11 protein-coding genes are annotated in these 11,706 nt (G+C 43.4%); 3 read left to right on the forward strand and 8 right to left on the reverse strand.

Going from position 1 to position 11,706, the window contains the following annotated elements:
* A partial coding sequence (gene truD, locus WA010_RS07220) for a tRNA pseudouridine(13) synthase TruD (protein WP_422556458.1) occupies positions 1–278 on the reverse strand: 278 nt, incomplete at its 3' end.
* 7 nt (positions 279–285) lie between these two features.
* The gene (locus tag WA010_RS07225; RefSeq protein WP_422556459.1) at positions 286–1,110 is read right to left on the reverse strand and encodes a thiamine-phosphate kinase; all 825 of its coding nucleotides are present in this window, start codon (positions 1,108–1,110) and stop codon (positions 286–288) included.
* Between the two features lie 215 nt (positions 1,111–1,325).
* Between WA010_RS07225 and WA010_RS07230 the strand changes: the two genes are divergently transcribed.
* From WA010_RS07230 to WA010_RS07240, 3 genes are read left to right on the forward strand one after another with little or no spacing between them, the layout of a single operon-like run.
* Positions 1,326–3,038: an FAD-dependent oxidoreductase gene (locus WA010_RS07230; protein WP_422556460.1), complete on the forward strand. Its 1,713-nt coding sequence runs from the start codon at positions 1,326–1,328 to the stop codon at positions 3,036–3,038.
* 10 nt (positions 3,039–3,048) lie between these two features.
* Positions 3,049–4,026, forward strand: coding sequence for a succinate dehydrogenase/fumarate reductase iron-sulfur subunit (locus tag WA010_RS07235; RefSeq protein ID WP_422556461.1), 978 nt, complete (start codon positions 3,049–3,051; stop codon positions 4,024–4,026).
* Positions 4,027–4,036: 10 nt separating this feature from the next.
* Complete coding sequence (locus tag WA010_RS07240; RefSeq protein WP_422556462.1) at positions 4,037–4,918, forward strand: CoB--CoM heterodisulfide reductase iron-sulfur subunit B family protein; 882 nt, start codon at positions 4,037–4,039, stop codon at positions 4,916–4,918.
* A 46-nt stretch (positions 4,919–4,964) separates the two neighbouring features.
* On the opposite strand, the gene mog is transcribed toward WA010_RS07240, so the two are convergent.
* The 6 genes from mog to aroB are packed head-to-tail and all read right to left on the reverse strand — an operon-like array spanning position 4,965 to position 11,554.
* The gene (mog, locus tag WA010_RS07245; protein ID WP_422556463.1) at positions 4,965–5,495 is read right to left on the reverse strand and encodes a molybdopterin adenylyltransferase; all 531 of its coding nucleotides are present in this window, start codon (positions 5,493–5,495) and stop codon (positions 4,965–4,967) included.
* A complete protein-coding gene (gene bioV / locus WA010_RS07250) occupies positions 5,492–6,007 on the reverse strand; it encodes a pimelyl-ACP methyl ester esterase BioV (protein WP_422556464.1) in 516 nt (171 codons plus the stop codon). Before bioV ends, mog begins: the two co-directional genes overlap by 4 nt.
* A complete protein-coding gene (locus tag WA010_RS07255) occupies positions 5,994–7,661 on the reverse strand; it encodes an AAA family ATPase (RefSeq protein ID WP_422556465.1) in 1,668 nt (555 codons plus the stop codon). The genes bioV and WA010_RS07255 overlap by 14 nt, the downstream gene beginning before the upstream one ends.
* Complete coding sequence (mtaB, locus tag WA010_RS07260; protein WP_422556466.1) at positions 7,636–8,883, reverse strand: tRNA (N(6)-L-threonylcarbamoyladenosine(37)-C(2))-methylthiotransferase MtaB; 1,248 nt, start codon at positions 8,881–8,883, stop codon at positions 7,636–7,638. Before mtaB ends, WA010_RS07255 begins: the two co-directional genes overlap by 26 nt.
* A complete protein-coding gene (locus WA010_RS07265; RefSeq protein WP_422556467.1) occupies positions 8,880–10,502 on the reverse strand; it encodes a mechanosensitive ion channel domain-containing protein in 1,623 nt (540 codons plus the stop codon). Before WA010_RS07265 ends, mtaB begins: the two co-directional genes overlap by 4 nt.
* Positions 10,499–11,554: a 3-dehydroquinate synthase gene (aroB, locus tag WA010_RS07270; RefSeq protein ID WP_422556468.1), complete on the reverse strand. Its 1,056-nt coding sequence runs from the start codon at positions 11,552–11,554 to the stop codon at positions 10,499–10,501. Before aroB ends, WA010_RS07265 begins: the two co-directional genes overlap by 4 nt.
* Between the last annotated feature and the right edge of the window lie 152 nt (positions 11,555–11,706).

The raw sequence follows: 11,706 nt of genomic DNA on the forward strand, positions 1-11,706 counted from the left end.
GACTCAAATTTGCGCGGGAGAGAGATGTACTGCTTGGTTTGGGCATTTTTATCTTTGAGTCCGGCATAACCGATATCACGCCCTTTGATCCCCAAATGGTTGCTGAAAATATCAATCATCTGCCATGTGGAAAGATTCTTTTTTCGGACATGTAAAACCAAATGTTCACCCTCACCACTAAAAGGGTAAAGAGGAATCTCATCAACAACAAAATCGCGCGGACTTTGTCGAAAATGAAACTCGATTGGACTATGAGGAAGATAATATTGACGTTCCATGTAACTCCTAAAAATGATGTCGTTTACAACAATTGGTATAACTTCCACGTACCGCGTGGGCTACTGCAGTGATCGTTGTCCGATTACGTGCGGCAATACGCTGAAGTGTTATAAGATAACGACGGGGAAAGGCAATTAGCATCTCATATTCCTCGCCGCTACAACCGATTTTTTTGGGAATTTTTTTATCCCATTGAACTCCCAACCGATTTGCACGGGATAACTTTTCAACATCGCTGAAAAGACCGTCGGAAATGTCCATTCCGCACCGTAGATATCGACGTGCTTGAGAAACAAATCCCTGACGTAGCTGGGGAGCTATAAATCGGCTTTTCGTATGCACTTTTCCGCCGCTGAGAAGATAACGAAGCTGTTTTGCCGACGTGCCTATTTTCCCTGTATAAGCGATTATATCCCCCCGCTTTAACCCTCGACGATACAACGGATGAGTGGATTCGGAAATAATCGTAACAGAAAGATCGAGTTTCACGTTGGAAATCGTATCCCCTCCGATAATCTCGATACCATACTGCGAGGCAGCAGTACGAATCCCTCGTGATAGTTCATCCATCTGATGCAAAGACATCGATCTTGGGATCGCGATTCCTAAAAGTGCATACTTTGGGGTCGCATTCATCGCTATGGCATCCGAAATATTGACAATCATCGCCTTGTAGCCGATTTGAAAATAGTTTAGCCATTGGCGTTTAAAATGGATATTTTCAAAAAACAGATCTTTACTGTACACCCATCGCCCCAGAGATGCTCCATCATCTCCGATACGAGTACCCACCGAAGCAAAAGTAGAAATGAAATAGCCTTCTGCATCCACGTACTATGATCCATTGTTAATAAAAGATGGTATTATTATAGACAAAATCAGATTATGCAAGTGTTAAATTGCATTTCTTAGTTTAATCTTTCCATTGTTACTATTTAGGACAACAATCAAAAGTTTCTATCTTAACACTGCTTTATCACCTTTTTTAATCTTACTCAAGGAGCCTCACGCTATAATCCCTTACAGATTTTACACAAGGAAGGCGTATGAGTATTCCCATTTATACTTATGATGCGGTTATTGTAGGAGCCGGTTTGGCCGGATGTGCCGCAGCTCGCGAATTGCAAAAAGCCGGCAAAAAAGTTGCCGTCGTCACAAAGCTACACCCATTACGAAGTCACTCAGGTGCAGCTCAAGGAGGGATCAATGCAGCATTTAGTGATGCAGACAGTGTTGAACTTCATGAATTCGATACCGTAAAAGGTTCAGACTACCTTGCAGACCAAGACGTCGTTCAGTTTATGTGTGAAAAAGCACCTGAAACAATCCGTTGGGCAGAGCGTATGGGTGCGGCATTCAGCCGTAACGAAGACGGAACCATTGCTCAGCGCCCGTTCGGTGGACAATCTTCACCGCGTGCTTGTTTTGCAAAAGACCGTACAGGGCTAACTCTCCTTCAAACTATTTACGAACAAGCATTCCGCGAAGGCGTTGAGTTTTGGGATGAGTGGTATGTTGCCGATTTGTTGTATAACGAAGGTAAAGTATACGGAGTAAGTGCCTACAATATCCGTAATTCCGAAAAAGCAATTTTCAATGCTAAAGCGGTTATGTTTGCTACCGGCGGATACGCTCGTGCATTTAAAATCAACTCAAACGCTCATGCGAATACCGGAGACGGTCTCTCCCTCGTAGCACGTCACGGTCTTCCATTGGAAGATATGGAGTTTGTCCAATTTCATCCATCAGGACTCTCAGGAAACGGTGTTTTGATCTCTGAAGCGGCTCGTGGTGAGGGTGGGAAACTTCTCAACTCTTTAGGAGAGCGTTTTATGGAAAAATACGCACCGAATGCTATGGAACTTGCTTCACGCGACGTTGTTGCCCGTGCGATTATCCAAGAAATTCGTGAAGGACGCGGTGTCGGTCCTCGTAAAGACGCTGTATTTATCGATCTCGTCCATTTGGGCAAAGATAAAATCATGGAACGGCTACCGGAACTTCGCGACCTTGCGATCACCTTCCTAGGTCTTGATATGATCAAAGAGCCGATCTTGATCTCGGCTACGGCGCACTACTCAATGGGTGGTATCCCTATGGATAAACACGGTCATGTTCGTAAAAACAACTCAGAGTTTGTTGAAGGGTTCTACGCGGCAGGTGAGTGTTCATGTTCATCCGTCCACGGTGCAAACCGCCTCGGTGCAAACTCAGTTCTCGAAGCACTATTGTTCGGCCGTTTCGTCGGTAAAACCATGGTTGAAGAAGTAGATAGTCTCACGTTGCACCCTGCTACTGAAGCAGATGCAGAACGTATGATAGACGAAATGAACTGGGTATTAACCAATAATGGTCAAGAATCGGTACCGGCTCTTCGCGAAGAGCTTCAACAATCAATGAGCGATAATGCGGGAGTTTTCCGAACAGCAGAAACTCTAACAGCACAAATGGAAATTCTAAAAGATTTACGTAACCGCTATCAACATATCCGTATTTCGGATAAATCGAAAATTTTTAATACGGAGCTTCAAGAAGCGATTGAATTCGGGCATATGCTCGATTATTCCCTCTTTATCGTTGCGAGTGCATTGGATCGCAAAGAGAGCCGTGGAGCCCATTTCCGTGAAGATTTTCCGACACGTGATGATGAGCAGTTCTTGAAACACACCATGGCATACATGGACGAAAACGGTGAAATCAAGCTTGACTACATGGACGTTACCCTCGGTCGCCATGAACTCAAAGCACGATCATATTAAGGAAGAGAATATGGATACGATAAAATCGCAACAAGTAACGTTTAAAGTTTTCCGTTTCAATGAAGAGACTGATTACCTTCCTTACTATAACACTTACGTTTTGGATGTAACCCATGAAGAGGTTGTTCTCGACATTCTAAACCGCATCAAATGGGATCATGACGGAAGTCTCTCATATCGTCGCAGCTGCCGTCACGGTATCTGCGGTGTCTGTTCGATCAAAGCGAACGGCAAAGGTATTTTGGCGTGTAAAACCCGTCTGTTTGACCTCGTGGAAACATTCGGCAGTGAAATCACCCTTGAACCGTTGAGCATCAAACGAGCAATCAAAGACTTGATTATCGATAAAAAAGATTTCTGGGACAAACATGCTGCCATTAAGCCATATATTGTTAGTGAAATCGAAGAACATCCTGCACAAGAGCACCTTGTCAGCCCTCACGATGCAGAAAAACTTCTCGAAGCCGATTATTGTATCCAATGTGGCGCATGTCACTACTCATGCCCGGCATTAGAAATCAATGAAGAATACTTTGGACCGGCAGCTTTTGCAGCGGCATACCGTTTCAGTGCCGATGTACGTGATGAAGCCTCTGTTGAGCGTCTTCATATCGTCAATGAAGAGGCTCAAGGGGTTTGGGATTGTGTCAAATGTATGGAGTGTGCGGAGGTTTGTCCTAAAGAGGTCAATCCGATCGAAAAAATCACCAAACTCCATAACATGGTGTTTGAAGCTAACATTGCAAAAAACAACGTCGCTACTCGCCATGCCGTCGGTTTTGCCCACTCTATCGCTAAACATGGTCTTTTGGATGAAGGCGAACTCGTACGTTATTCAGAGGGAAATATTGGCGTCCTAAAACATGTCCCTGTCGCACTTAAAATGTTTTCTAAAGGTAAAATCGTATTGCCATGGAATATGCCAAAAGCCGATAAATTAGATGAGATCAAAAAACTTGTCAAATCCTCATCAACAGTAAAGTTTTAGGGAGTACTCAATGGAAAAATTAAAATACGCACTTTTTACCGGTTGTACCGCAAAAGAGAGTACACCAGAGCAAATGATGTCAACACTGGCAGTAGCAAAAAAACTGGGGATTGAACTGGTAGAACTCACCGAAGCGTCGTGCTGCGGCGCTTCACACCTACAAGATTATGATGACTTTTTATCTTTAGTTTTAAATGCGCGTAACATCGCGTATGCTGAAAAACACGGTCTTACAATGGTCACTATATGTAATACCTGTCAGCTCAACACCGCTATGACCAAACACCGCCTTGATCACAATGCAGAGCTAAAAGCAAAAGTAAATGCAAAGCTCGCAGAAGTTGGATTAGAGTACAAAGGTACATCACAAATCACCCACTTCTTGTATGCCATCATCGATGATTTTGGTTTAGATAAGATCAAAGAGATGGTCGTAAAACCTTTAAGCCAATTTAACATTGCCCCTTTCTACGGTTGTCACAATATCCGTCCCTCAGAGCTTCAAAACGAATCTCACAAAAAACATGAAAGCGCTTATACGCCTACTTCACTCGATGATCTTATCGTCGCGTGCGGCGGTGCAAGCGTGGATTATGTTGAGAAAAATAAATGCTGCGGTTTCCATGCTGAGCTACAAGCACCTCGTACGGCTGCTATCCTAACGGGTAATGCCGTTGCGGGTGCGATGGATGCGAATGCGGACTGGATGGTCACGCCTTGTCCTCTGTGTCATCTCAAACTTGATACTCAAACGCACCATGCATCTATTGCTATCGGTCGTGAAGTCTCTCTTCCTGTCCTTCATATGCAACAAATGGTTGGGCTTGCACTCGGATGTACTTCTGAGGAACTCGGGCTTAAACACCACGTCACAAAAGTCAATTTCCTGTAATCTTCTACGTTTCCCGCATTAGCGGGAAATCTTTTCAAAAATTCACTTACTGTTTCGGTCGAAACGCTTTCATAACTTCCGGATTGCACTCTAAATACGGCCCTTCGATCAAATCGATACAGTACGGTACAGCCGGAAATACTGCATCCAAACACTCACGGATCGATTTTGGTTTGCCGGGGAGATTGATAATCAGAGATTTGCCTCGAATTCCTGCTGTCTGTCGCGACAAAATCGCCGTAGGAACATATTTAAGGCTCACTTGCCGCATCAATTCACCAAACCCTGGCATCATCTTCTCACAAACGTTCTCCGTCGCTTCAGGGGTCACATCACGCTTTGCAGGACCTGTCCCCCCCGTCGTCACCACAAGACAGCACCCCGCACGGTCACATAACTCCATCATCGTCTCTTCAATCGTATACTGATCGTCTGGAATACAACGATAGACGATTTCGTGTTCTGACATGAGGTAGTCTCTCATCGCATCTTGAATTGCAACACCCGAAATATCTTCATAAATCCCTGCACTCGCACGGTCGGATGCGGTAATAACCCCTATCTTTATTCTACTCATAATGACTCCTGTAAAAAATGGTTTCCTCTTCTTATAGAAATAATGGTGGCATAGGGAAGAAAAAATTCCCTTGCTCCCGCGACGTCGATCACCTGATCTTCCAAACCTAGATAGACTTCGATACGCGTCCCTTTAGAGCATATAGACTCCATCAGTTCACTCGTCCACTCAAAATAGAGGAGCTCTTCCAATCCTTCTGCATTATTTTCACCAATACAGATAAGAGATTTTGGAAGCGGTGCGAAACAACTGGTTACAAAATTTTCCAAATAGCGCTCAGAATTTTTGAAATATCCCCCCATTTGGAGGCGACGGAACGACTCTTTTTTGGTCTGAAAAAAAGCGGGAGAAAAAAGTTGGAGGGTATCGATACGTTCATGTGCATCATGAACGTATTGTGCCGCTTTGATCGCACCATAGCTGAAACCTGCTACCGTATACTCACTCTGTTTGAGATAGGGATCAAAAAAGTGCTGGTCCCCGCTCAGGGCAAAACCGCTATAAAATCTCATTCATCGTTGCTTTAGCAAGGGCTTTGGAAATATGCTCGTATTCATCCAAAATCGTTTCAAATTTGGAGAGAATTTTTTCATGACGCTCTAATAAGGTACTCATTTCAGTATAGAGGCGATCGGTGAGCGCAGCTTCATCCTCAACAGAGGGTTGGATTGTACTGCCCATACCGTATTCATACACCATTGCATGAACCAACTCTTTAGCAACACCCAAATCATGGGACGCATTGCTGGCGTGTTCACCGAAACGGATATGCGATGCCGCAATCCCCGCTAGATGCACTCGTATGTGTGCTTCGATCTCATGACGCAGTTGTGGTTCAGCCGTGGGAGGGGTGATTGAATCATTGGTCAGTGTGATCTTCTCGAATGGTAGATCAAACCAAGTGGCGGCAAATACTTTCCCTGCCTGATAGCGCACTTGATAACGGCGTTGTTCGTCACTGAGCATCGCGATCTTCTTTTTACCGAACATCACCTTATCTTTGACGGCTAAGAAGTGTTCAAGTTTTACCTGAATCTCATTTTGGCGCATACACAGCAATGCCGCTTCATTGACCAATGCCGCGAGTGAGGCACCGTTAAATCCAACCGTCATTTTGGCAATTTCAGCGATAGAGAGGTCATTAGGGATATGGCGGAGATATTTATTCAAAATAGCTTCACGTTCACTGGCGGTCGGAAGCTCCACAAAAATCCGGCGGTCAAACCGCCCTGCACGAAGAAGTGCCGCATCCATCACATCGATATTATTGGTCGCAGCGATAACAACGATGCCGCTGGTATCTTCAAACCCATCCATCTCGGTAAGGAGCTGATTGAGGGTCCCCTCGCGTTCGTCGTTTCGTCCTCCCTCACGTTTTTTACCCACGGCATCGATCTCGTCGATAAAGATGATCGCCGGGGCATTTTTCTTGGCGGCGGAGAAAAGTTCGCTCACCCGTTTTGCCCCCATACCGACATAAATCTGAACAAACGAGGCACCGCTTTGGTAGAAAAAAGGGACATCCGCTTCAGCGGCAACCGCTTTGGCAATCATCGTTTTACCGACCCCCGGAGGACCTACTAGTAACACCCCGCGAGGCATACGGGCACCAAAACTATAATAGCGTTTTGGATTGCGTAAAAAGTCGATGATCTCTTCGAGTTCCTCCTTGACATCACCGATACCGCCGATGTCGCTAAATCTGACCGTCGATTTAACTGCGGTTACATTGGAAGAAGGGGCTTCCGGTTCCGCTACGGCAGTTTTTGTCACAGTAGTTTCTGCAACTGGTGCATCATCTTCAAATCCGAGTTTACTTTTCCATGCCCAAAATCCCGCACCACCGATGAGTCCGAAAAAGAGAAAAAACCAAATCCACCCATTTCCCCTCTTTGGCTCAATCAACAAATTTGCGGTCAATTCGGAGGGGAGTTGTGAGGAAGCGATTTTAACAATACCATTCTCTTTGGTTGCAAAATAGGTATAGCCATCGTCACTAAATGCTTTTTCGATTTGATTATTTTCGATCAATTTGGTTGCTTCGGCAAGAGTTATCGTATCTCCGCTATCACGTAATAGTGCAAAAAGAAGCAAAAGGAGAATAATCCCTCCCGATAGGATAAGGATGAGCTGATTTCGATTAAAAGTTCGCCATGTTATATTCATCGTGTACCTCATAGTGTTCCAGTGTGATCCAATCACCTGTGATATCTTCATTCGATTCAATAATCACTTTATTAAAAAATTGATCATACCCGCTAAAGTATTTACTATCATTCGATTCGACTAAAACTTCCAAAGGAATGGAAGCCATTTTTTCTCGAAATACATGATTGTTTGCATTAATCAAGGCATTGAGTTCAGCCATTCTTTGAGCAGAGAGTGCACCGTTAACTTCCGGTTTCATCGTCGCACTCGGTGTACTGTCACGTTTAGAGTAGGTAAATGGGTGGATATGGGTAAGGTGCAATTGTTTGATGTTTTCCATCGCCTCTTTCCAAATTGCCTCACTCTCCCCCGGATGACCGACGATAAAATCGGTTCCTAGAGCAAACCCTTTGGCATTAAGCATTCCGAAGAGTTCTACATCGCTTTTGTGCCGATTACGGCGGTTCATCAGACGAAGCATCTCATCTGAGCTATGTTGTATCGCTACATGTAAATGACGTTCCAACCACGGCTCATCCAAAATTTCCCGAAAGGATTCATTGATCTGAATCGGTTCTAGCGAACCTACACGAATACGACGAACCCCCCGTATCCGTGACATCTTTTTCATGAGCTCGGCGATATTACGCCCCTCACCCTGCCCGTAGCTTCCGACATTGGTTCCGGTCAGAACGAATTCCCCGAATCCGTTGCTAGCGAGTCGTGACACTTGTTCCAAAATCTTGGCTTCATCCATACTTCGGGCATCACCGCGTACAAAGGGGATAATACAGTAACTGCACCGAAAATTACACCCCTCTTGGATCTTGATAAACGCGCGTGATTTTCCGACAAACTCATTGACGATTGCATCATCGATGTAGTTCAGATCACCGATCTCATAAAAGCGGCTATCCGATGAGAGGAGTGTATTGATTTTCATTTTTTCTGATGGGCCAAATACCCCCTGCACTTTTCCACTGCTAAAAAGAGACTCTCCCTTCGTATGGGCTCCGCATCCGGTTAAAAAAAGCTTTTTCCCCTGTTTATCCATTTGGTTGATATAACCGCGGACACTCACATCGGCACCGTTGGTGACGGTACAGGAGTTGACGACAACGATATCCGCCTCTCTCTCATCCTCAATCACTTCGTAATCATTCAAAGCACCCATCATTACTTGAGAATCAAAGAGATTGGTACGGCAACCGAATGTTTTGAAATAAACTTTCGGCTTCATTGCACATCCATCGGTGGTGGAGATTTTGGAGGGATAGGAGCCGTATAAAAAGTTTGAGTCGGATAGGCGATCGTAATATCATGCTCGGCGTTAAAAGCATCGACGATATCGGCTGAAATCGTGCTGCGCAGTGTCAATGTCGCATACGCATTTGTCAGATACCATGCACTAATTTTCATTCCATTACTTTCGATAAAATTAAAAACACGCGGTTCAACATTACTGTTTTTAAGGCTGTATTTATCACGCAGTTTATTAATCTGTTTACGGGTGATATCGGTGTAGCCTTTGGAGTATTTTCGGCAAATCTCTTTTACCAAATGGGTTGCTTTTTTATGATTCGAATCAAAGGTGATCACGATATCGATCCCGTCCCATACCGTTTTAAGCGATGCATGGGAATAATTAGCGATCATCGAGGTAAAAATATAGTTGTTTGGTACAAATACAATCCGCCCGGCACGACGATTTGTCATCACAGTCGTCAGCGTCACATCTTCCATGAGGGTAATACGCTGCATCGAGATATCTAAAACATCCCCCACATACTCCATCCCATCTTTCATAAACCGAACACGATCTCCTACATGAATGGATCCACCGACCACAATCACCAACCAACCCAAAAGAGACATAAACCAGTCACGCATCGCAATTGCCAAACCGGCAGATGCGAATCCCAAAACAGTGGCGAAATAGCCCACATTATCAATGTAACTAAAGAGAAGAATCAAGATAATGAGTGTTACATTGATAAAAGTGACGATTTTATTTGCCATATAAAACCGTTCATTATCAACAATATAGCGTTTGATAACCCGTTTGAACAAAAAAGAGATGACAAACAGAACAACAACAATCATCCCGATATTGAGTAGTTTGAAAATCTGATCTTTAATCTCTTTGTTGATTTTGGCTTCGGTCGATTCAATCCGTTTTTCGTACACATCGGCAGTCGAAATAAGTGTTTCAAGGGCTAATTTAAACTTTTCCACTTGCAGTAGTGTTGCATCGAGTTCAACTACATAATCGGCTTTTGGATTTAAGTGCATTAGCTCTTTATAGAGTTCGACTTGATGTTCTAAAAGAGCTATCAGCTCTTGAAGTTCCTCTTCACGCAACACATAATCGCGATACTGGCTGTTAACCCGTTTGATATACGAAAGCCCTGTAAAAATATCAAACGGATTCGTGATGGAAGGAAGTTCACCCGCTTCATCCGGTTTTAGGAGCGAGACAAATGGGGATGTCCCCTGTGCTTTGAGCAGATCGATCTGTTCGGTTAAGACTTTTTGTTTCGCTTGAAGCGCTTCAATCTCAAGTTTTCGCTCAATGCTGGCAGAACGGTTTTCGAGCTGTTCAATCCGATATTTAACATCTCTAAGACTTTTACGTGCTTCTTGATACGCCATATAGGAGTTATAGCTTTTGAGCCAAATACTGTTGCCATGTGAAAGTTCTTTTTGAATTTTTGAGAGTTCATCCTGAGCATTCTCAATTTGAATCTCTTTTGGTAGCTCTACCGATTGTTCTTCCGTAGATTTATCCTCTTTTTGAGCAGCGTTGAGGAGTAAAACACTAGCGAAAAAAAGTGATAAAAAAAATCTATATCCTCTCACACGCTTCTCACTTCATAGGCAGACAATATTTTTTTAACGGCTTCAGAATCGATACGCTCTGTTATCTCTACTCCCCCGATTCCACGAGGAAGAATAAAAGTAATCGAACTATCACTGCTTTTTTTATCGAGAAAAAAGGTCTGATAAAACTTCTCAACGTTAGTAATCGGATAGCTTAAAGGAAGATTATAACGTGACAAAAGTGCTTTCACACGATTAGCTTCATCAAAACTCATAAGCCCTGCTTCACATGCCAAATCGTTTGCCATTACCATACCGATAGCAACACACTCACCGTGTAGATACGTTTCGTATTTAGTTTCGTTCTCAATCACATGAGCGAATGTATGACCATAATTGAGTGCGGCGCGCAGACCGTGCTCTTTTTCATCCTCTTCTACAACACGAGCTTTCGTCTCTACCGCCATTCGAATCGCATACTGGAGATTCTCTCCCTCTCGAAGGTCGTTATTTTCCAACCACTCAAAAAATTCACGGTTAAATGTTACTGCCATTTTAATGACTTCAGCAACACCGGCACCAAATTCGCGAGATGGGAGCGTTGCAAGAAATGACAGATCGATATAAACCGATTTTGGCTGATGAAAAGCACCGATTAGATTTTTACCAAAGCGGTTATTGACTCCCGTTTTTCCACCGACACTCGAATCAACTTGAGCCAAAAGTGTGGTTGGAATTTGAATAAAGTCAATCCCGCGATTAAACAAACTCGCGGCAAATCCACCCATATCACCAATGACACCACCGCCAAAAGCAATTAAAAGCGATTTACGGTTAAGACGGTGATCAAACATACGATCTAAAATAAACTCTATCGTCTCCATATTTTTGTATTGTTCCCCATCAGGAATTGTTATAATATAAATCTCTTTGGCTTTTAATCGGAAAAGAAGCGTTTGTAAATGTAAACCTGCCACTTTAGGATTGGTCAAAATAGCCACCTTTCCGTCCCAATTTATGTCTGGCAAAGAACCGATATGAATCGGATAAGAGTGATCAAGAATGCGTTTTAGATTAATAGAAATTGTCATAAAAAAACCTAGTCTATAAATGGTTAGGGAATAAGGTATATATTACAAAAAAATGACTTAATAAGGGTTAAATTTGCGTAGGGATAAAAAGCTGATGATAATGATCTAATTTACGATATAAAATTTCTGGATCAGTCGAAAAATAGGCACTA

This window comes from Sulfuricurvum sp., from assembly GCF_049305995.1.
In the GTDB taxonomy this organism is placed as follows: Bacteria; Campylobacterota; Campylobacteria; order Campylobacterales; family Sulfurimonadaceae; genus Sulfuricurvum.